We start from the raw sequence: 22,597 nt of genomic DNA on the forward strand, positions 1-22,597 counted from the left end.
ACCGCCGTATACGGAGCCGTACGTACGGTGGTGTGAGAGGTCGACTAGTCAATTAATGGCTAGTCTCCTACTCGATTTATTTCGTAAGTGTATGATTAAAATTTTTTTATGGAAATAATGATATAAATCCTATACATTCAAATAATAGTTTGAATAAGATGGAATATAATGTTATAGTGAGAACAATCAAACCGACATTTGAATGAGGTGAGGAAATGCCAAAAGAAGTATGTGAAGTGACACTGGTTCATGAAGAAGCGGTCATAAAGGTGCAAAATCAAATGCCTGATTTATCAGGAGTAGCAAAATTTTTGAAAGCATTATCCGATGAAACAAGATTAAAAATTGCTTTTGCCTTAACGGTGGAGGATGAATTATGTGTGTGTGATGTAGCTTCGATTATTGGTTCATCTGTAGCGACAGCATCCCACCATTTACGATATTTAAAAGAAAATAATTTAGCGAGATCACATCGTAAAGGGAAGCAAATGTACTACTCTTTAGAGGATGAGCATGTGTATCAAATTGTAACCATTGCCTATGAACATGCGAAAGAGGGGAAAGCTAATGACAGCAACGACACCAAGTAAACAAGAATATAGACTACAAAACTTGTCATGTGCTAGCTGTGCTGCGAAATTTGAAAAAAACGTAAAAGCTATTCCAAAAGTACAAGATGCACAAGTTAACTTCGGTGCTTCTAAAATAACAGTTATTGGAGATATTAGTGTTGATCAAATTGAAGAGGCTGGTGCTTTTGATGGCATAAAGGTTTCACAATCTCCAACTAGATCTTTGGAAAAATCAATACCCTTTTATCGAAAAACGGAAAATATATTAGCTGGAATATCATTATTATTTGTAGTGCTTGGTTATATTTTTGGAGCATGGCGTGGTGAAACAGACCCACTACCGATTGGAATGTTTATTATTGCGATTCTAGTTGGGGGTATGGGGATTTTTAAAACAGGCTTCCGCAATTTAGTTCGATTTGAATTTGATATGAAAACACTTATGACTATTGCGGTTATAGGCGCAGCCGTTATTGGTGAATGGGAAGAAGCGGCTGTTGTTGTTTTTTTATTTGCAGTAAGTGAAGCATTGGAAGCTTATTCGATGGATAAAGCACGTCAATCTATTCGACAGCTGATGGATATAGCACCGCCAACAGCAACGATAAAGAGAGCACATGGAGAACATTTTCATGAGATGGAGCTGCCAACAGAGCAAATTGAAATTGGAGATATTTTAATCGTTAAGCCAGGTCAAAAGATTGCGATGGATGGCATCGTTATTAACGGATTATCTGCTGTAAATCAAGCGGCGATAACAGGCGAATCAATTCCAGTTAATAAAACAATTGATGATGAAGTATTTGCGGGGACGTTAAATGAAGAGGGAGCACTAGAGATACGTGTAACGAAGCGAGTGGAGGATACAACCATTGCCAAAATCATTCATCTCGTTGAAGAGGCACAAGCAGAGAAGGCACCCTCACAGCAGTTCGTTGATCGATTTGCCAAATATTACACCCCAGCGATAATGATAGTTGCATTACTTGTAGCAGTTATTCCACCTCTTTTTGTGGGGGATTGGCAGCATTGGATTTATCAAGGCTTAGCAGTTCTGGTGGTTGGTTGTCCATGTGCACTTGTTGTTTCTACACCAGTAGCAATCGTTACGGCCATAGGGAATGCTGCTCGACAAGGCGTTCTTATTAAGGGTGGCATACATTTAGAGCAGTTAGGTCATATTGAAGCGGTAGCTTTTGATAAAACAGGTACCCTTACAAAAGGTCAACCTGCTGTAACAGATATCTATACAGCAGGGGAACTTTCTCAGGATTACGTTTTACAGCTAGTAGCCGCTGTTGAAAAACAATCGCAGCATCCATTAGCTAAAGCAATTTTAAAGAAATTACATGATGTAAATTTAACAGAGCTGATCCCTGTTGATTTCCAATCTGTTACAGGTAAGGGCGCTTATGCAACGGTTGATAATCAGATTATCTATGTCGGCAGCTTAAAATGGATTGCAACGTTAGCAGTAGTTAATGAAAAAATAACGGAACAGGTTAAGGAATTACAAAAGCAGGGTAAAACAGTAGTAGCGGCTGTTAGTAATGATCAATTTATTGGCATGATTGGAATCGCAGATCAATTACGACATGAAAGTAAAGATGTGTTGAGTAAATTAAGTGCGCTTAAAGTGAAGCATACAGTAATGCTGACAGGTGATGCAGAACCTACTGCTCAAGCAATTGCGACCTCTCTAAATATGACAGATGTGCGCGCAAGCTTATTACCAGCTGATAAGTTGATGGCCATTAAAGACTTACGTACGGAATTTGGTGCAGTAGCAATGGTAGGTGATGGGGTTAATGATGCCCCTGCCCTAGCCTCTGCTAATGTCGGTATTGCGATGGGTGGTGCCGGCACGGATGCGGCTCTAGAAACTGCTGATATTGCGTTAATGGGTGATGACCTAACGAAGCTTCCTTATACAATTGGTTTAAGCAGAAAAACATTACGTATTATTAAAGAGAACATTATATTTGCCCTAGCCTTAAAATTAATAGCGCTGTTACTCGTCATTCCTGGATGGTTAACCCTGTGGATTGCCATTTTCGCAGATATGGGTGCAACATTATTAGTTGTTTTTAATTCATTACGATTAATTAAAACAAAAAAGTAGTAAATATGATTTAAAGTGTTGAGGTTATATAGGAAATTCATCTTACTGAGGTACTAGTAATTTTGTTGATATAGATGCTACTAGGGATTCTTGAAAAAGCCCGCTAATAACGCTATTATAATTTCAGGAGCAATGTAACAATTAAACATAAATGAGGCGAAAGTTTGAATATGTCAGATCCTATTTTAGTAAATGTTACAGAGGAAATTGTGCGTGGTTTAGTTAGCTTCCTATTACGAGGACCAGAATATCAAACATTTTGTAAATGTGAAATGTGTGAACTTGACACAGTAGCACTAACATTAAATGCATTGCCTAGTAAGTATGTTACATCTATGGAATCCCGAGATGAAGCATTTAGAGTCATGAATACACCTGAAAATATCGAACGTATTAACAGAGAAATTATTCATGCATTACATGTGGTCAATAAGCATCCTCGACATAAAGTAGAGCCCACTTCTATCTGAAGCAGGCTCTTTTTATGTTATATATAGAAGTATGAAATACCAGTGGATGACCTGAGTTACTCCTTTTAATACAACTTAAGGAGATACAATTTGTGTTATACATGTAGCGATTTTCTGGCATATGTATTTTCAGTTAACTTTTAAGGTAAGCTTGTAGTAAACTAGAGAGTAAGAATAGGAAAGAGAGGGAATAAGATATGCCAACACCTAGTATGGAGGACCATATCGAACAAATATATCTATTAATCGCTCATAAAGGATATGCTCGTGTGTCTGACATTGCTGAAGCATTATCTGTTCTTCCTTCTTCTGTTACAAAAATGGTTCAAAAATTAGATAAAGATGGTTATTTAGTTTACGAAAAATACCGTGGTCTTACATTGACAGCCAAAGGAGAAAAGCTTGGAAAACGTCTCGTACAGCGCCATGAACTTCTAGAGCAATTTTTGCGAATCATTGGTGTAGATGAAGAGCGTATTTATGATGATGTAGAAGGAATCGAGCATCATTTAAGTTGGAACTCAATTGACCGCATTGCAGATCTTGTGCAGGTAATGGAAGAAAACCCAGACATTGCGAAAAAATTAGAGGCTTCTAGGACACACAATTTATAAAATTTTTTGCGAAAATGATGGTGTGAAGGAAAGGAAGACAATATGAACGAATTAAAATCAGGTGAAGTTGTTACGTTAACGATACTAGAGCAACAAGCATCGAGATGGATTTTAACAAATGGATTTAAAGAACTGCCTTTAAATGCTTCAGAGGTAACAGAGCCACTTGCTGTAGGTGATCACCTTGAAGTATTTTTATTTGTAGATCGCCGTGGTGAATTAGCTGCAACAACAGCCATCCCATCTTTTGTACAGGGCGAGTATGGCTGGGCTCGTGTCCTGAAAGTGGTGGAGCGTGAGGGAGCTTATGTAGATATCGGTACTTCACGGGAAGTGCTAGTAAAGGCTGAGGATATGCCTGCATTAAAAGAGCTTTGGCCAATACCAGGAGATCATTTATTTATGACATTACGTACTGATCGCAATGGTGACTTATTTGGTCGTTTAGCAACAGAAGAAAAAATTTCTGAGCTATATGAAGGTGCATTTGAAGAGATGCATAATAAAAACATTACAGCACGCCCTTATCGATTGCTGCCAGTCGGTTCGTTTTTACTAGGTGTAGATAATCCTTACCGTATTTTTGTTCATGAATCAGAGCGTAATACAGAGCCGCGACTTGGACAAGACATAGTTGTACGAATAATTGATGTAAAAGAGGATGGTTCCTTGAATGGCTCACTTTTACCGCGTAAGCATGAACGTATTTCAGATGATGCACAACGAATTTTAAATTATCTAAAAGAGGTTGGAGGCAGAATGCCGTTTGGCGATAAATCCTCTCCAGAAGAGATTCAGGAAATGTTTAATATGAGTAAAGGTGCTTTTAAACGTGCATTAGGTACACTAATGAAAGCAGGCAGGGTAAAACAGGAGGATGGCTGGACAGAAGAAATGTAACGCTTTGTTCCAAATGTAAGATATGGTGAACAGTTGCCATACGTAGTAAAGAAGAAATGACGAGAGATCCCATTGAAACCTTCTCGTCTTTTTTTCGTACTAATTATTGTATAATGACATACATTATACAGGTCAAATGAGTTTTTGAGCGAAAGGGGTCGCACAAATTGAAAAAAGCATGGATGAAAATACTAGCAGCAACTATGTTAGTATTTGGAGTGATGGCACCAGCAACAGGCTTTGCTGCCGATAATACGCCTCCCAAAGCAATTGATGAAAAACTAGGTGTTCCAATTGTTGTATACGGTGCAAATTTATCTGAAGATGAAAAAGAGTCCGTTAAAAAATCTTTGAAGGTGAAAGAAGAGCCTGAAATTGAAGAAATTACAGTATCAGGCGAAGATTTAGTTAAATACATTAAAGATAGTAATTCAAGTTCCCGTATGTATTCCTCTGCAAAAATTACACGTAAAGATGCAGGAAAAGGCTTGGTCATTGAGATTGTTACGCCATCCAATATTACACAGGTTACGGCAGAAATGTATGCCAATGCAATGCTGACAGCAGGTATTGAAGATGCTATTGTACAGGTGGCTGCACCAAAAGCAGTAACTGGGCATTCAGCGCTTGTAGGAATTTATAAAGCTTATGAAGTTACAACAGGTGAAACACTTGACATTGATCGTACAGATGTAGCGAATGAGGAACTCTCAGTGGCTACTACCCTTGCAAAGTCGGCAGGAGTTGATGATGCTAAGGTTGCAGAGCTACTTACAGAAATTAAAAAGGACATTGCGGAATTAAAGCCAGCAACTCGAGAAGATGTTGAAAAAATTGTGCAAGAGCAGTTAAACAAACTGGATATCAATTTAAGTGAAAAAGATCGACAATTACTTGTTGATTTAATGGATAAAATTAGTAAGCTAGATATTGATTTTAGTAAATGGTCTGAACAATTAGATGATATTAGTAATACCATTAAGGAGAAATTCGGGTCACTTATGGAAGATGAAGGCTTCTGGACGAGTGTGAAAAATTTCTTTGCCAATTTAAAAGATACGATTTCATCATGGTTTAATTAAGAAATAAAGAAATCTGCTAATTTCTTATATATTGATGTCACGGAAACTCCTAATTGCTATCTTTGAAAAAATAGAAACAGCTATGATACTATTGATAAAAGGAGTGGTGAGAAATGGAATTCCAATTACAGCAATTGGCAGGAAACCAGCTTGCTTACATCTATGAGCAAGAAGGGGAAAAGTTAGCGGAAATTACATGGCAGCAAAACGGGCAAGTAATGGTCATGGATCACACCTATGTATCGGATAAGCTCCGCGGTCAGGGTGTCGCTAAGGAACTATTAGATCAAGCGGCAGCATATGCTCGTGAACATGATTATAAAATGGAAGCTGTGTGCTCTTATGTAGTAGCAGCCTTTAAAAAATCAAGCGCTTATGATGATGTAAAACGATAAAAAATAGGGCAATCTGCTTAGAAGATAAGCGGATTGCCTTTTAACTTTTTATCATGCAACTCCCTACAATTGAATAACACTATATATTAATACTGTTAAGAGACCTGCGCCACCTATTAATGAAGCCATATCTATCCAATCATATACTAAGTCTAAATCCTTCATGTCATCACTCTCCTAATAATGGTATTAATTCATTAATTCCCTTAGCTTGTCTTTTATAATCATAAATAGTTACAAAAATATTCTCGTGTCAAAATATTACGTTTTATCTTGATTCAGCAAATCTTTACTGTGCGAAAGCGTAGCGACAGCAACAAATGTTTTTGTACCGAAAGCAAATCGTCAGGGCTGGAGCATAATGGATATAAAAATTGGTAGGAGAATAATATATTTTTGAAGTTAAGACATACTATAAAGTAAGCTGCTGAATTAGTGAAAAGACTAAGAAAAGGGTACAGTTATCTCTCACTAATATATATGCTTAAGCGTCCAAAAAAATTTATGTTTAGTCGTCTTGAAATAGGGAAAAGATATATTACAGAGCTAGTTTTTATCTTCATTCAGCAAATGTTTTCTGTAGCGAAAGCGAAGCGGCAGCAACAGATGTTTTTTGTATTGGAAGCGTAGCTGCAGATACAGAAGCCCCCCACCTTTACAGGTAGTGAGATGAATGCAGTTTTGTTTCTTTTTTAGTGGGTGTCCAAACAACTACTGAATGAAGATAAAGCCTCCGGCGGATGTCACGGATTTTCAAAGGAATGAATTGTGCCAGCGCAATTCAAAATCCGGACGCAATTACGCCAAGGCGAAATTGATAATTTTGGGAGGGATTATTAAATGGCAAAACGAAAAGGAAAAGGTGTTGTGATTGCAGGGTTAGCAGGGTTAGCAGCATCTTATTTAAGTAAAAAAGAAAACCGTGATAAAGCATTAAATATGTTTAATAATGTAAAGTCTAAATTTGAATCGTATTTAAATACTTCAAATATTGACATGCATAAAAGGGTTGCAGAGCGAGTAACTACTGAGGTAGCTACAGAGGCTGGGACATCGCCAACGAAAATCGCTTCGAATGAAATGGTGGCTGAGGGTGGAGGACATACAGGGGTTCATTTCTATAATGAACAAATTCAGGAGCAAGATAAATAAAGCAAAAGCCTTCTCATTTAGCATGAGAAGGTCTTTTATGTGGTATAAGAAGACCACTAGCAAATATCAATAAAACTATTCCTGTAAAGATAAAGCCACTGACAATACCTAAAGATAGCCACCCAAGCAATGATGAGCCAAGGACAACACCTAGTGAGAAGAAGGCATAAAAGTAACCGTATGCTTTCCCACGAATATCAGTAGTTGTAGAGTCTATTAAAAGGGAATTGACGGATGGGAATAAGAATCCAAATCCAATACCATAGCAGGTCATTGCTATATAAAGTAATGTACTTGAATCTGCTTGGCTAATAAGTAATTGGCTTAACCCCATTAAGCCTATGCCTAATGATAATGTTTTTATAGGAGCAACCTTATCGAAAATTCGGTTAGTTGGTAAGATAAATACAAGGACCGCAATAATTCCAAATGTACTCATCAATGTTCCGCTTAAACGTGAATCAAAGCCTAAAGATTGCACTTTTAGAGGAAGCAGATAGGCAATCACACCCTGAGAGAACATTAAAAAAAATGCACCAGAGAATGCTTTTAATGTGCCTGGATTATTGAAAAATACACTTATAGGTATATATGTGCTTGGTGTAGATCTTTCTTTTTTAATTTGATTTGACTTTAATATAAAGAAGGCAAGAATACCTAATAAGAGCATAAAGCTGGCTGTAATATTAAAAACGAATGGGACACTAGTACGACTTGCTAAAATACCGCTGAATGCAGGACCAATGATGGCAGCAATACCAACGAAGGCGCCAGAAATAGCACTGCCCTTACCTCTTTTTTCCTGTTCGGTTGCATTTGCTAAAAATGTGAAGGCAGCTGGGACAATAAAGCCTGCTACTAATCCATGGACAAAACGAACAAATAGTAAAGTAGTAGGGTCTTCGACTACATTGTAGAGCAAAAGAGATAAACCAGTTGTCAAAAGACCTATAATTAAAATAACAAAAGGCCCCTTACGATCTGTTAAAAAGCCAGAAATAATATTACCAAATGTATTGGATAGAGAATACATACCTACTGCTAGACCAGTTAAGAAGGCAGATGCCCCTAATGATTCTGCATATGTACTCATAACAGGAAGCTGGGTAAAAAGATCAAAAAATGAAAAGAAAATAATGACATAAATAAATTTTTTCATAGCTCCTCCGATGATCAATTATGTATTTACTAAATAACTAGATTTTATTATATCATTTTCGACAAAAAAGAACGTCTAATAAGTTTTTTTCAACTTCTTAGACGTTCTCGAACCGCAGTTATTAAGCTTTAGCGACTTCTTTTTTCATAGTTTTGTTTTTAGCAAGGTTTACATGCCAAGAAAGTGCTTCCTCTAAAATATGAGGTGTTTGTTGGTTACCAGTTGCTTCTACAGCACGGTTGTAGTAATCCCATAATTGCTCTTTGTAATCAGGATGTGCACAGTTTTCAATAATTAAAGGTACACGTTCTTTTGGTGCAAGACCACGTAAGTCAGCAATACCTTGCTCAGTGATAATTACATCAACATCATGCTCAGTATGGTCTACGTGAGAAACCATTGGTACGATTGAAGAAATTGCGCCGCCTTTTGCATAGGATTTTGTAACGAAAATACCTAAACGTGCGTTACGGGCAAAGTCACCTGAACCACCGATACCGTTCATCATACGAGTACCTGAAACGTGAGTTGAGTTTACGTTACCATAGATATCTAACTCAAGAGCAGTGTTGATTGAGATTAGACCCAAACGACGGATAAGCTCTGGGTGGTTAGAAATTTCTTGTGGGCGTAAGCAAATTTTATCAGCATATTTCTCTAAATTACCATATACTTTTTTCTGTAATTCTTCAGTAAGTGTAATAGATGTTGCCGCTGCAAACTTAACTTTACCAGCATCGATTAAGTTAAATACTGCATCTTGAAGTACTTCAGATGCAACGACTAAATCTTCGAATTCTGAATCAGCGAAGCCATCTAAAACAGCGTTTGCTACAGAACCTACACCTGATTGTAATGGCATTAATTGTTTCGTTAGACGACCAGCTTTAATTTCATCGCGGAAGAAATCTAATAAAATATTTGCCATTGTTTGTGTTTCTTCATCCGGTGGAACGATTAATGAAGGCGCATCAGGCTCTTCTGAAATAACAATTGCTTTAATCTTAGCTGGATCAACTTTGATACCAACCTCACCAATACGTTGCATTGCATCAGTCATTGGGATTGCTTCACGTTTACCTTGCTCAGCTGGTACATAAATATCATGGATACCGATTAAAGCTTCAGGGTGTGAAATATTTAATTCAATAATAATATTTTCAGCGTATTCTGCAAAGATTGGAGAGTTACCCACTGAGTTTGTTGGGATAATGAATCCATCTTTTGTAATAGCAACCGCTTCAAGAATTAAATATTTAATTGGTCCAATAATTCCTTGGCGAACTAATTCAGCGTTATGGGAAAGGTGAGCATCTACATATTGGATAGCTCCAGAGTTAATTAAATTACGAATACCAGCGTCTCCTTGGAATGGTCCACGTTTACGGATAACACCAGCTTCAGCTAAGTATTTATCTACTTCTGGACCTAAAGATGCCCCTGTATAAACATCGATTTTGAAATTTTCATTTTTAGCGCGCTCTACTAATGCCATTGGAACAACTTTTGCGTCCCCAGCACGAGTGAATCCACTCATACCAACTACATCACCGTCAGAGATAAGTGCTGCAGCTTCATCAGCAGTAACAATTTTACTTTCTAGTTCTTTTATACCTAGGCGTTTTTGAACATTTGCATCCATTAAAAAAATCCTCCCCTAAAAAGTTTTGATGGAAACCGATTACAAAACTAGAAAAAACGTGTAAGAATTTTCTGTTTATTTAGTTGTAGTATAACTCCAACCATTTGAATAATACTATCACCAATTTGTCACAAAAACTTTAGGATAAGCATTAAAATAAGAAAAAATAGGAAAATCGAGCATAATTGTGAATTTTCGACAGAGAAAACGTTTTAATGTAGAGCTATATAATTTTAGAGAAAATATTATTTACAAGTACAAAAACTAAATCAATTTCGCCTTGGCGTAATTATAGCTGCCGCTTTGCTTTCGATACAAAAAACATTTGTAGCTGCCGCTTCGCTTTCGCTACAGAAAACATTTGCTGAATGAAGATAAAAAAGTACAGCGGGCTGAAAATAAGATGCTCGCTGTACTTTTTAATAATTAGAAACCTAAAGAACGACGGAAGTAACTTGCATAGCGTTGACTTACTGGAATACGAGTACCATCTTTCATGATTAATAAAAACGTTGAATGTGAGTCTGGTTGAATTTCATCGATGTAGTCAATATTAACAATGTAAGAGCGGTGACAACGAATGAATGAATCAGGTGCTAAAAATAACTCTAAATCACTTAGGTTTAAGCGGTGGTAGCCCTCACGACTCATTGTTTTAACAAATGTTTTTCGGAGCTGTGTTTCAAGATAAATAACTTGATCATGTTTAATCGGGTACCAGCAATCATCAATTTTGATTGTGATGTAATTCGTTAAAAATGCTGATGGTTTTTGTGGGAATATAGCAGTAATGGCCCCCTTCGTTTCGCCTTCCTCCATAAGAGGAATACTCATACCGTAGTAGGCTACGCCAAATACATCTGGCTCAATGTAAGAGCTAATTTTTTGCCCATAGCTTAATGCTTTATGAGCTGCTGAGCCTTCTTTAATTGGATCGCCCGGCTTAATTTTTAAATCAACTTTCTTGCTTGGCTGGTAGTACAAGTATTCGTTCGTGTCGGAAATTGCGATTGAAGTATTCTCGGGGAAGAACTCCTTAATAATCTCCATAATCTCTTCTATTTGTTTTGGATCCACTATTAACACCTCATCTTAGCTTTTAAAAATAGTATTATCATCTATTTTACTACATATTCATATAAATTATATAGAGAAGATTTCGGAATAAAAAAGAGATATGTCGATTGTTGAAAAAAAAACGTGCAAAATACCTAGCACAATTTGTCACAAAATTTAATTAATTACTAATTTTTTTTAATATGTATATGGTAAAATTTAATTGTGCAAAATAAGTTTACGAGGTTTCTACTGTGAGTATATGATAAATTAGAACTAGAGTGGAGCGTAAAATGTGGTTGAAAGGAAATCGCAGAATATGGTAAAATTCACTGTATAGTCTATTTTTTTTAAAACTGGTGTTTTAGTTGGGTTATTTTTAAGTTGTATTCAATATAAATTTGTGAAATAGGACTCAATTCATATAATAAATAAAGAAATACTATTTTCTTATTCTAAATATGTAATTTGATGTCTGATTTTGTAAAAGTAATTCGTGCAATCTGAGGAAAGATGGGGAAGATTATGCAACTACATCAACATTCTATGTCAGAAACGATATCAAAAAGATACTTCCAGGAAATCGATAATATTAATCAATACATCGGTGTAGAAGAATTTTTTAATATTGAGTCGAAATTAATATTTGAAATTTACCATTTAGAATCTGCAAAGGCTAAGAAATCTTTGCATGAGTTAATTGATATTCTCTCAATACGTTTTGGCAAGCAAGTCATTAAAATGGTTCGAAGTTATTTTTCTGTGCTGTCGTCAATTGTTGCACGTAAATTGCTAGACAATCAAGTACCTTCGAAAAAAGCCTTTGCTTTTAACATTGCTTGTAATGATATGATTGAAAATCAGATGAAAGACGCGGAATTTTTACAATTTGCTGATGATTTAATTGATTTCTTTGTCTATTTTATCGCAGATCGCAAACAACCGACTTTCCGTCACCAGACAGTTAACAAAGTGATTATGTATATAAATGATGAATTAGAAAATGACCTAACAGTTGAAAGCATCGCAAATAACTTCCATATCAGTACTAGTCACTTATCGCGTATTTTTAGAGAACATGTTGGTATTACACTGGTTGAATATTTAAATGTTCGTCGTGTAGAAGAATCGCAATATTATCTACGTCATACAAATAAAAGTATTACTTCTATTTCAGATCAATTCCATTTCTGTAACCAAAGTTACTTTACTCGTATTTTCAAAAAATACACTGGGGTTACTCCCAAGCATTTCCGTGATGAGCTACATCATGAGTTTTATCGTTTTGAAATGGCGGAGACTGAGCTTCAAAATATTTAATGACATGACAATATATAAGGTATGAATGAATAGGATGCGGACATGTTAGCGATGCTAAAGCTCGCATCTTTTTTATGCTCTTGCAAAATAAGAGGTAATTAGTAGCACCTTGCTATTTGATAAAAATAGACCCTATAATGTATACTTCACTTTAGTTGATAAATAATAGTAGGTGGAAAAATGAAAAATTTGAAGCTATTTTCAATGCTTGGGCTTGTCGTTTTTGTTCTTAGTGGCTGTCAAGCTGTGCAAAACAAAGAAGGTTTTTTCTATAGTATTTTTGTGAAGCCTATGGAGTTTTTATTGGAGTTTTTCGGAAATACTATTTTTTCAGGTAGCTATGGTCTAGCAATTATTGCAATTACAGTTCTGATTCGTTTAGTTTTAATGCCGATTATGTTAAAAAATTATCGTCAGCAGCAATTAATGAAAACGAAAATGGATGCGTTTAAACCTGAAATGGAAGCTGTTCAGAAGAAAATGAAGGAAGCAAAGACGAAAGAAGAGCAAATGCAACACCAGCAAGAAATGATGGCACTATATCAAAAGCATGGCATCAATCCATTAAATATGGGTTGTTTACCAATGTTGATTCAAATGCCTATTATCATGGGTCTTTATTTCTCAATTTTATATTCATCAGATGTAAAATCACATGAGTTTTTATGGTTTAGCTTAGGATCACCTGATATTGTTATGACGATTGTTGCGGGTATTGTGTATTTAGTTCAGGCACGTGTGTCATTATGGACTGTCCCAGAGCAACAAAAAGCACAAATGAAAATGTTTATTTATATTTCACCGATTATGATTGTCTTTATCTCGATGTCATCTATGGCTGCCCTACCACTATATTGGTCTGTCAGTGGTGCTTTACTGATTATTCAAACCTATATTGGTCGAAAGTATTATTCGGAACATCCGGAAAAAGCAAATTCATAAATTAATCTACGTCGAGGCGCTTTAGTAGCCTCGATTTTTTTAGGAGGACAACAGGATGAACATAAAATGGCTATCATCTATTTTAGTGGCGCTTTTTAGTATTGCGGCTATAGTATTTATCATTATGGGGAATTTTAACTTTGCAGTACTGGCAATGACGATTATGTTTGCTTTATCAAATGGTTTCAGAGCTAAAAGCTTTAAGGAACAGGGCTATGTGAAGGAAGCAAAATGGATGAAGTATATGGCCATTTTTTTCTTCATTGCATCTATAATTGTAATAATTATTATTCTCACTGACAAATAAATTAATTTAAATCTATAGTGAAAACTTACACCCTAAATTGTGAACAGTGCTAAAATGAGACTATACCAATAAGGTTGAATATTAGAAGGCACAATAACAATCATTTCTGATGTACCTGCAAGAGGTAAATGTTCAGTACTAGCATAAAGGCATTTTCTCATGTGAATAAATACGGGGAATCTTAACCACTTAGTACTTGAAAAATTATAAAAGGGGTAAAAATAGTGAAAAAAAATCGTCTATTACTCATTATTGGTGCTTTCATTTCAGTAGCACTAATTGTTTCTATTTTCGTAGTTTATAACTATAAAAATAAGCAAGTAAGTAATGAAGCAGAGAAGCAATCAATAACAACCGAACCAACTAAAAATGATTCAGTGACAACAGAAGAGCCGAAAAAAGCAACTGAAAAGCCTGTGGAACCAGAGCAACATCCCGACGAAAATGGATATTTACCAAACCAAACATTACCCACTGAACCTACGTATATTAATGGTATTTTACTAGCGAATAAAATATATCCACTCCCATCTACCTTTGCGCCAGGAGAAAATAAGGAAGCACGTCAAGAATTAGATAAAATGTTAGCTACTGCTAAAAAACAAGGTTTTGATTTTGTGGCATTTAGTGGTTATCGCTCCTTTGATTATCAAACAACATTATATAATAATTATGTGAATCGTGATGGACAGGCAGCAGCCGACCGTTACAGTGCGCGACCAGGTTACTCAGAGCATCAAACAGGTTTAGCCTTTGATATTGGTGAGCGTGGCAAAGAAAATCTATGGCTTACTGAGGAGTTTGGAGAAACACCTGCAGGACAATGGTTGTTGACAAATGCGCAGGACTACGGATTCATATTACGATTCCCAAAAAACAAGGAAGATATTACAGGGTATATGTATGAATCATGGCATTTTCGTTATGTAGGTATAGATATTGCAAAAGAAATTAAGAAGAAAAGTATAACTTTAGAAGAATATTTAGGCGTAAAATAAAGGAAGGGCAGCTACTCCATAGGTTATGGGCTAGCTCCTCTTCCTTTTTGTTCTACAATATAGGCGTTAGTAAGCGAGAAATGGATTCTTTAAATTTAATCAAATTGGAACGATTCTGATACATTTCCCATGTTAATTCGGTACAATCAAAAATATCTTTTTCAAATAGCTCAGCAAGCTGATGAGAAATAGTTGAATCATAAATGAAGGCATTTACTTCAAAGTTTAAACTGAAGCTTCGAACATCGATATTGGCAGTTCCAACAGTAGAGGCTTCATCATCGATTATTATGGCTTTCGCATGGATAAAGCCCTTTTCGTAAATATATACTTTTGCCCCTGCACGCAATAATTGACCAACATATGAATAGGTAGCCCAATAAACAAACATATGGTCAGGCTTATTTGGAATCATAATACGTACATCAATACCTGATAATGTAGCAATTTTAATAGCATCTAAAAAGCTAACATCAGGAATAAAATATGGTGTTTGAATATAAATGTATTTTTGAGCCATATTAATGAGCTTTAAATAACCAATTTTAATCTGTTCCCAGTCAGAATCCGGTCCACTTGAAACGATTTGCAGACCTACATTGCCCTTTTTGGGGATAGCCGGAAAGTACCTATCTGAATATCCCATTTTTTGCTGTGCACAAGCCTGATTCCAGTCTAATAAAAAGCGTGTTTGAAGGGGGTGTACAGCGCTACCTTCAATACGTAAATGTGTATCTCTCCAATAGCCAAACTTCTTTTGTAGACCTAAATACTCATCACCTACATTAAAGCCACCAATAAAACCAATACGTCCATCAATAACAGCGATTTTTCGGTGATTTCTAAAGTTTAAACGAGGGTTTAGAAGGGGGAAGATGGATGGGAAAAAAACTTCTACCTCGCCACCAGCATTAATCAGTTCTTTGAAATGACGCCTCTTAACACTTCGTGAGCCCATTTCATCATATAAGAGACGAACCTTTACACCTTGTTTTGCTTTTTTTATCAACTTATCCACAATACGTGTACCTAAGTCATCCAAACGAAAAATATAATATTGAATGTGGATGTGGTCCTTAGCTACTTCAATATCATTTAGTAGCTGTTCAAATTTATCGGCACCATCATCAAAAATTTTAATGGAGTTATCCTGTGTTAACACAGCATTGTTTGTTTTCAGATGCATATAGATCATTTCTTTATAATTTTCCGCATTCTCTATACGAAACTCAAATGTATCATCTCGGATGGCATCCGTTTGATAGCTAATGAGATTGTCGATCCCTATATCCTTACGTCCTTCCCAACGGAATAAATGCTTTTTTCTTAGCTGTCGGCCAAATAGTAGGTATAAAATAAATCCAGCTAATGGAAGGAAAAATAGTACGAGAATCCATGCCCATGTAGAAGTAGCATCTTTACGTTCTAAAAAAATAATCGTCAACGCTGCTAAAATGTTTACAAACATAATTAAAGGTACTAGATATTCCACATCTGTAAAAATGCTCATTCCTGCACCTGCCTTTACTATATTTCACAATATATCTTAGTATAGCTTACTTCATTGGTGGAAAGAAGAGAAGAAATTTAACCATAAGCATAGAAAAGGATTACCCCGTAATATGGAACGAAGTAATCCGAAAAGTGATTAGTAATGCTCCCATTGAAATAAAATATCAGAAAAATCTTTTTGAAGTAGCTTTTCATGATTGATAAAAAATTTTCCTACACCGCTATCTGCCCACATAATACCGAGTTCATCGTTAGAGTCAATTTGGAGTAACAAGACATCATAGCGCTGAAGGAGCTTTGATTCATGACGGATGTCATCCTCTAAAAAATAGGCATAGCCACCAATTTTAGCACCGGCCCCTAAAAAATGTTGAAGATAAATCTCCTGTAAATCCATATCCACCTGTGAAGGTATTAAATGAGGCAAATAACATACAGCACGGTAATCTAAAGCCGATACAGGTTCCTGAGTTGGGTGGAATTGTAATGCTAATTCTTGATGAATAGGGAACCAATCATCAGAATATGTTATAAATTCCTGTGTGGGAAATGCCACTTTAGAATTTATGGCAGGATAAAATCTAATTTTATAAAACTGCTGAAAAATATCTTCATGGTAATGATCCGCATTCACAAAAATATTAGATGAAATATAAAATTGAAGAATACCTTGAGTTGGAAAATCCTTTAGTGGCGGCATCTCCGCAAAGTTAATTTGCGCTAATAGCCGCATTGGCTCACCTGTTATATCTTTAGGATATGTCTGGTAATATGGTAAATATGGCACACCAGCAAATTTACTTTCTGTTATGGTGGTTGAACGCTTGTAAGGTGTAATAATCATTGATGAAAGCACTGTGTTTTCAATTTCGAAACGAAGCAATTCTAGCTCTTTTGGAAGTAAGAGATTTGTTGTTTTATTCATCATGCAGAGCCCTCCGTTTTTCCTCTTAAGCAATAAATTATTTCTTAATTAGTTCTTTATATTTAGAGATTCTATGTGCTTATAGATTTAGTACCATAATCTTAATAGTAAATAGTATATTTTTAAATTCCCTGCGCTTTGGCAAAATATTTTAGGTTACCTATTAAGTTACGGCTTTTTTTGAACAATTTATTCAAGTCGTAAAGATTTATTTGAGGCTTTATAGATAAATATGATACTTATCGAAACAACAGCTATTGCCGCTGAAGTATAATATCCAAGGCTCGACTGGACTGTAAATAACCAAGTGAAAAATAATGGACCTAGAATGCGCCCTAAATTATCCATGGAATAGGAAAGACCAGCAGCTGTCCCATATTGGCCCCCAGATTCTTTAGATGACAGTGATACAACACAAGTTCTTGCAAGTGCATTGCCCGCAGTAAAGACACAGAGAGCAAGACCAGCTATAAATAAGTTAGCAGTTAAAGTGAATAAAAGCATACCAATAGCTGTTATGATTTGAGCACCTATTAACCAGGCTGTCTCATGTCCATCTTTAATCCTTCTTACAACCCCGCCTTGAATGGCCGCATCTACAAAACCACTAAACATAAATAAATAACCAATTTGTAATGGGGAAATTTGAATGCGATCAATTTGAAACAGCTGGAATGTTGCCTCTACTCCTGCTAGCATAAAAGTCACTAAAAAGGAGAACATAAACAAATAACGCACTCGATATTGCAGCATTTTACCAGCACCTTTTGGCACAATAGCACGTTTATTTGTATCTTTTCGTTTTTCAGGTTCTTTTAAAACGAAACTTGCATAAATAAATAATAGTGCAATTAATAGTGCTGAACTAATAAAGGGTAATTGTAGACTATAATGACCTAGCATACCCCCGATTGCTGGACCAAAAATAAAACCAAGCCCGATGGACATGCCCATTAGACCCATATATTTATTGCGGTCTTCCTCACTCGACATATCACCAACGAAGCCTGTTACTGCTGTGTATAGTGCGCCTGAGAATAAACCACCCACAACACGTGAGACGTATAAAATTGCTAGATTATCTATAAATAAAGAGAAAATAACAAAGCTTAAACTAAAACCAACTAGGCCCATTAAAATAAGCTGTTTGCGTCCTACCTTATCAGATAGCATACCCCAAAGTGGTGCAGTGAAGAAACTCGCAAGAGAGTACACAGTTAGCAAGCCGCCCACATGTAGATCATCCCAATTGTGCTGAACAATAACCTCTGGTAAGACAGGAATTATAATCCCAAATCCTAGATATACGAGAAATTGAACAGACATTAATAATAAAATTGCCTTTTTCATACAGTTCCCTGCTTTCATACAATATTTCAGTATGTATATTCTACCTCTCTTGAACTTGTTATTACAAGAAAACGGAAGATAGAACATTAGAAGAACACAGTAAAAATCTTTTTCTCTCAAAAAATGTAGAAAATTAATTGAATTTATTTACTGTGAAAAATGCAAATGGTTAACAGGGGAGCTTATGCGTTTAAAATAACATGAGCTTAAAGTTAATTACATGCTTTTATTTTGATTGTCATATGGTATAGGAATTTAAATTCGGGGTATACTTCTATAGGGTATATAATGTAAGTTTTATTTTTCTGAATTTGGTGGTATTAGTGTAGTGAAGGAAAAATTTACATTGTAACAAAAATGAAAAATTTTAAAGATGAGTTAAGTGGTATGATAAGAAGTGATATACTCGTCGGACATCATACACGTAGAAAGAAAAATGAAACTTTTTTGAAAATAAAACGTTATATTAATTCGAGGAAAGATTGAGGTGGAATGTATGAAAAAAGAAGTAGATTTGAAAAAAATTGTTTCGAATTTATCTAAGTTGGGTGTAACAGCCACTGTAACAAAGTCTCGACTTGAACTTTTAAAAGTGCTCACACCACCAACGCAAACACCGCAGGTTCAAGCTTAACTCGTACAAATGAAAATGGGTAGTCTCTTTGTAACGGAGACTATCCATTTTCATTATCTAATATAAGCTCAATCAATCATCGTCATCATGAGTAGTAAACATGTAGGTACGATAGTGGAAGCGCATACTAAAGACAAGACCGATAGCGAGGGCGTTCCCCATTAATGAACTGCCTCCATAGCTAATAAACGGTAAAGGAATACCTGTTATTGGTAATAGCTGAATTGTCATGCCAATGTTTTCAAATACGTGGAACGTAATCATGGCAATAATACCAGCACATACATAGGTTGAAAAAGGATCTTTTAATAGTAATGTCGTTTTTGTTAAATGATAAATTAATAAGAAGAAAATACAGATTACAATACTAGCACCAACAAAGCCCCATTCTTCGCCAATAACGGTGAATATGAAATCGGTATGGTTTTCAGCAACGTAAACCTCACGTCCTCTGAAACCTTTACCAAAAATTTCTCCAGAGCCAATGGCGTTGAGGGAAGTAATTAAATGATAGCCATCACTTGAAGAATATGAATAGGGATCTAACCACGAATAAATTCGAGCAAATTGATAAGTCTTAAAGCCAAATGTTTTCTCTAAAAAATCCTGCATATAGAGCGCCATCCATAAAAGTGTACCACCAGCGATAGCTCCACCAAAAAGGGTTGGTAAAATTATTTTCCAGGATATACCTGCTACGATAATTATCGCAGCTGTAATGGCAAAGAACACAAGGGCTGAACCAAGGTCAGGCTGCTGCATAATCAGTGCTAAAGGAACTATTAATGTAGCAGCGATTTTAACTAATAATATAAAATCAGTTTTTAAAGATCGTAATGAATGAAACTCATGATGCTTACTAATAAGACGGGCAAGTGCTAAAATGTAAAAAGTTTTCATAAATTCAGAGGGCTGCATATTCCCCATTGGTGTATGATACCAGCTTTTTGCACCGTTCACAGGCTCTCCTATTTGTCCTTTACCTTCAGGCATGAAAATAAGAAGTACTAACAGAGCGATACCTGCACCATACATATACCATGACATTTTTTTATATTGATCAGGCTCAAAAAACATAACTATACCAATAATTACTGCACCAATTATGTACCATTGAAGCTGTTTAGGAACATAGTTGATGCCATACTGCCCGGATGTTTGTGCCGATGCAATGGCTAGCAAACTAATGACCAGGAAGGTAAAAAGTATAAAAGCGAGTGTCCAATCAAAACGATTCGCGAAATTTCGTTTATTTTCCATACAAGCCACCTATTAAAATAGTATCTCTTTATGAGTAAAATTGGGTTTATGCCATTTACTATATAAGAGTAGTTGAACATCCATGCAATAGCATGTTTAACATTCACATTATAACGTAAAAAACACTTTTACGCCTGTGAATATTGTTAAGACGATATTTAACATAAAATGTTTCAAAAAATTCACGATTAGTCTTATAATGTAGTGAAGAATGGGGTGATGATTGTGGCTAAAAAATTGAAGTCAGCTGAGGATTTTATGTACCATGTTTATGTTCATATGAATGATGTCGATAAATTTGTCATTTTTAGCGGTCTAAAATTCTCGCAATTTGTGGCTGCTCTTGAACCACTGCATCACTTACTGTTATTAAAACATTCATATGAAGACGGTTCATTTAATATGCATACACAGTTTGATTTTATACCAGACGAAGAAGTACCTCAGTTTGTAAAAAAAGCTGCGGAGTCTAAGGAATTATGCTGGGTAGATTTTATGGATGAAAAGAGGCTAGACCAATTAACGCCGATGGAGCAGGGGGAATTGCTGTACATAAGTCATAAAAAGGAGCCAATTACTTCGCCTTTTTTTAATAAATTACAAAATAGATTTGTCTACTACTCCTCAGACTTAGAGAAAATGACTAAAATTTATTTTCGTCATTTAAGTGATTCGGATTTACTCATGGCTAATGTATTTAACAGTTTAATTCGAGAAAAAGAACGAAGCTCAGGTTTTTGGCGAAGGAAAGTGAAACCGAGTATTCCTTCTATTTCACCTGAATTTCTACGTGCCTATCGGTCTTTTGCTAAAGATGGAGCACTATTGTCACTGTATAGAATTGAAAAACCAAAACTAGCCTATGGTATTGAAATTCGCAACCTATCGGAATATTCATTCCCAGATGAAGTGTGGGATGATTTAAACACGATTTTGAAAAATGAGCACGATGAATTGATTTATATTATTTAGCGATTCTTTCTACACGTAGAATGAATATACACTTAAATCTCACCGTCAAAAATACGGTGAGATTTTTATGTCATTTGTCAAGACGTTTCATGATAAACTAATAATACTCAAGAAGTATGTGGAGGGCACAAAAATGAAAAAAAGAATCGGTTTATTATACGGCGGAAAGTCAGCAGAGCATGAGGTGTCATTATCAACGGCACGTGCAGTCACTGGAGCTTTGAATTTCGAGGAGTATGAGGTATATCCGATTTTCATTACACCTGAGGGAGAATGGCGTCGAGGTGAGCGTCTAGAAAAACTCGCAAGTACAATTGAAGAATTACAATTTGGTGACGAAGCCACAATTCTAGAAAATAATATTACGGATTTCTTAATCGATAAAAATGGGAAAGCTACACAGTTTGATGTTATTTTTCCGTTGTTACATGGAACAAATGGGGAGGATGGCACTGTCCAGGGGTTACTTGAGGTTCTTAATTTACCGTATGTTGGTAATGGTGTATTAGCATCATCAGCAGGCATGGATAAAGTAATCATGAAACAGTTATTTGAGATTGCTGGCTTACCACAAGTGCCATATACGTACTTTATTCGCAGCGAATGGGTGAACGAAAAGCAAACGATTTTAGCTCGTTGTGAAGAACAATTGAAATGGCCGATGTTTGTAAAACCTGCAAACTTGGGTTCAAGCGTCGGGATTAGCAAAGCGACTAATCGTGAAGAATTAGTGACTGCAATCGACATAGCACTACAATATGACCGTAAAATTGTCGTTGAGCAAGGGGTTGTAGCCCGCGAAATTGAGCTAGCAGTACTTGGAAACGATTTCCCTGAAGTTTCTGTACCTGGAGAAATTAAACCAGTCACTGAGTTTTATGATTACGATTCAAAATATAAAGATGGCTCAACAGCTCTTATTATTCCAGCAAAGCTATCTGCTGAAACAGTAACAAGCTTACAGGAGCTAGCAAAGCGAGCATTTAAAGCAATAGATGGAAGCGGATTAGTTCGTGCAGATTTCTTTGTGACAGCCGAGAACAACATTTATATGAATGAAGTAAATACAATGCCTGGTTTTACGCCTGTCAGCATGTATCCGCTGCTTTGGCAGCATACAAATGTAAGCTATCCAGTGCTTATTGATCGTCTGATTACACTAGCCATCGAACGTTATGAAGAAAAACAACAGCTTCACTATAAAAAAGACTGA

At 35.9% G+C, this 22,597-nt stretch carries 22 protein-coding genes; 15 read left to right on the forward strand and 7 right to left on the reverse strand.

The genetic code is table 11. The features are described from left to right. Positions 1-215: 215 nt before the first annotated feature. The 8 genes from AC3WOM_RS18385 (at position 216) to AC3WOM_RS18420 (ending at position 7,307) form a co-directional block, all read left to right on the forward strand. A complete protein-coding gene (locus AC3WOM_RS18385) occupies positions 216-590 on the forward strand; it encodes an ArsR/SmtB family transcription factor (RefSeq protein WP_427546648.1) in 375 nt (124 codons plus the stop codon). Beyond that, positions 568-2,694 (forward strand): heavy metal translocating P-type ATPase, encoded by a 2,127-nt coding sequence (locus AC3WOM_RS18390; protein WP_492447891.1) that lies wholly within the window; start codon positions 568-570, stop codon positions 2,692-2,694. Before AC3WOM_RS18385 ends, AC3WOM_RS18390 begins: the two co-directional genes overlap by 23 nt. A 170-nt stretch (positions 2,695-2,864) precedes the next feature. Next, complete coding sequence (locus AC3WOM_RS18395; protein ID WP_427546656.1) at positions 2,865-3,164, forward strand: late competence development ComFB family protein; 300 nt, start codon at positions 2,865-2,867, stop codon at positions 3,162-3,164. Between the two features lie 197 nt (positions 3,165-3,361). Further along, the gene (gene mntR / locus AC3WOM_RS18400; RefSeq protein ID WP_283869818.1) at positions 3,362-3,778 is read left to right on the forward strand and encodes a transcriptional regulator MntR; all 417 of its coding nucleotides are present in this window, start codon (positions 3,362-3,364) and stop codon (positions 3,776-3,778) included. Positions 3,779-3,820: 42 nt separating this feature from the next. Further along, complete coding sequence (locus AC3WOM_RS18405) at positions 3,821-4,678, forward strand: CvfB family protein (protein ID WP_492447892.1); 858 nt, start codon at positions 3,821-3,823, stop codon at positions 4,676-4,678. A gap of 167 nt (positions 4,679-4,845) precedes the next feature. After that, complete coding sequence (locus AC3WOM_RS18410; protein WP_427546639.1) at positions 4,846-5,760, forward strand: DUF1002 domain-containing protein; 915 nt, start codon at positions 4,846-4,848, stop codon at positions 5,758-5,760. 113 nt (positions 5,761-5,873) lie between these two features. Next, a complete protein-coding gene (locus AC3WOM_RS18415; RefSeq protein ID WP_427546636.1) occupies positions 5,874-6,155 on the forward strand; it encodes a GNAT family N-acetyltransferase in 282 nt (93 codons plus the stop codon). Between the two features lie 840 nt (positions 6,156-6,995). Then, on the forward strand, positions 6,996-7,307 hold the full coding sequence (locus AC3WOM_RS18420) for a YbyB family protein (RefSeq protein ID WP_427546634.1): 312 nt from the start codon (positions 6,996-6,998) through the stop codon (positions 7,305-7,307). Positions 7,308-7,320: 13 nt separating this feature from the next. Here the strand turns inward: AC3WOM_RS18420 and AC3WOM_RS18425 are convergent, their stop codons facing one another. The 3 genes from AC3WOM_RS18425 to AC3WOM_RS18435 all read right to left on the reverse strand — a co-directional run bounded on the left by AC3WOM_RS18425 (position 7,321) and on the right by AC3WOM_RS18435 (position 11,185). Beyond that, positions 7,321-8,466, reverse strand: coding sequence for an MFS transporter (locus AC3WOM_RS18425; protein ID WP_427546631.1), 1,146 nt, complete (start codon positions 8,464-8,466; stop codon positions 7,321-7,323). 121 nt (positions 8,467-8,587) lie between these two features. Beyond that, on the reverse strand, positions 8,588-10,108 hold the full coding sequence (gene scpC, locus AC3WOM_RS18430; protein ID WP_427546628.1) for a succinyl-CoA:acetate CoA-transferase ScpC: 1,521 nt from the start codon (positions 10,106-10,108) through the stop codon (positions 8,588-8,590). Positions 10,109-10,534: 426 nt separating this feature from the next. Then, positions 10,535-11,185 carry a LytTR family DNA-binding domain-containing protein gene (locus AC3WOM_RS18435; protein ID WP_054609424.1) on the reverse strand — a complete coding sequence of 217 codons (651 nt, stop codon included), beginning with the start codon at positions 11,183-11,185 and terminating at the stop codon, positions 10,535-10,537. A gap of 504 nt (positions 11,186-11,689) precedes the next feature. Here AC3WOM_RS18435 and AC3WOM_RS18440 point away from each other — a divergent pair. The 4 genes from AC3WOM_RS18440 (at position 11,690) to AC3WOM_RS18455 (ending at position 14,731) form a co-directional block, all read left to right on the forward strand. Beyond that, the gene (locus AC3WOM_RS18440; protein ID WP_492447893.1) at positions 11,690-12,484 is read left to right on the forward strand and encodes a helix-turn-helix transcriptional regulator; all 795 of its coding nucleotides are present in this window, start codon (positions 11,690-11,692) and stop codon (positions 12,482-12,484) included. A gap of 180 nt (positions 12,485-12,664) precedes the next feature. Continuing rightward, on the forward strand, positions 12,665-13,426 hold the full coding sequence (gene yidC, locus AC3WOM_RS18445) for a membrane protein insertase YidC (RefSeq protein WP_427546621.1): 762 nt from the start codon (positions 12,665-12,667) through the stop codon (positions 13,424-13,426). Positions 13,427-13,481: 55 nt separating this feature from the next. Beyond that, positions 13,482-13,733 (forward strand): hypothetical protein, encoded by a 252-nt coding sequence (locus AC3WOM_RS18450; RefSeq protein WP_427546618.1) that lies wholly within the window; start codon positions 13,482-13,484, stop codon positions 13,731-13,733. Positions 13,734-13,957: 224 nt separating this feature from the next. Continuing rightward, positions 13,958-14,731: a M15 family metallopeptidase gene (locus AC3WOM_RS18455; protein WP_492447894.1), complete on the forward strand. Its 774-nt coding sequence runs from the start codon at positions 13,958-13,960 to the stop codon at positions 14,729-14,731. Between the two features lie 52 nt (positions 14,732-14,783). Here the strand turns inward: AC3WOM_RS18455 and cls are convergent, their stop codons facing one another. The 3 genes from cls to AC3WOM_RS18470 all read right to left on the reverse strand — a co-directional run bounded on the left by cls (position 14,784) and on the right by AC3WOM_RS18470 (position 18,518). Further along, on the reverse strand, positions 14,784-16,241 hold the full coding sequence (gene cls, locus AC3WOM_RS18460; RefSeq protein WP_492447895.1) for a cardiolipin synthase: 1,458 nt from the start codon (positions 16,239-16,241) through the stop codon (positions 14,784-14,786). 138 nt (positions 16,242-16,379) lie between these two features. Further along, positions 16,380-17,171 (reverse strand): YwqG family protein, encoded by a 792-nt coding sequence (locus tag AC3WOM_RS18465; RefSeq protein ID WP_492447896.1) that lies wholly within the window; start codon positions 17,169-17,171, stop codon positions 16,380-16,382. A 186-nt stretch (positions 17,172-17,357) separates the two neighbouring features. After that, entirely contained in the window at positions 17,358-18,518 is a 1,161-nt protein-coding gene (locus tag AC3WOM_RS18470) for an MFS transporter (RefSeq protein WP_427546607.1), read from the reverse strand. A gap of 496 nt (positions 18,519-19,014) precedes the next feature. On the opposite strand from AC3WOM_RS18470, the gene AC3WOM_RS18475 reads away from it, so the two are divergent. Continuing rightward, a complete protein-coding gene (locus tag AC3WOM_RS18475; RefSeq protein ID WP_166672133.1) occupies positions 19,015-19,152 on the forward strand; it encodes an Lmo0850 family protein in 138 nt (45 codons plus the stop codon). A gap of 72 nt (positions 19,153-19,224) precedes the next feature. On the opposite strand, the gene AC3WOM_RS18480 is transcribed toward AC3WOM_RS18475, so the two are convergent. After that, positions 19,225-20,412: an FtsW/RodA/SpoVE family cell cycle protein gene (locus tag AC3WOM_RS18480; protein ID WP_427546604.1), complete on the reverse strand. Its 1,188-nt coding sequence runs from the start codon at positions 20,410-20,412 to the stop codon at positions 19,225-19,227. A 219-nt stretch (positions 20,413-20,631) separates the two neighbouring features. Between AC3WOM_RS18480 and AC3WOM_RS18485 the strand changes: the two genes are divergently transcribed. Continuing rightward, positions 20,632-21,384, forward strand: coding sequence for a BAR domain-containing protein (locus AC3WOM_RS18485; RefSeq protein ID WP_427546601.1), 753 nt, complete (start codon positions 20,632-20,634; stop codon positions 21,382-21,384). A 133-nt stretch (positions 21,385-21,517) separates the two neighbouring features. Beyond that, a complete protein-coding gene (locus AC3WOM_RS18490) occupies positions 21,518-22,597 on the forward strand; it encodes a D-alanine--D-alanine ligase (RefSeq protein ID WP_492447897.1) in 1,080 nt (359 codons plus the stop codon).

Source organism: Lysinibacillus sp. FW301-JW8 (genome assembly GCF_058788755.1).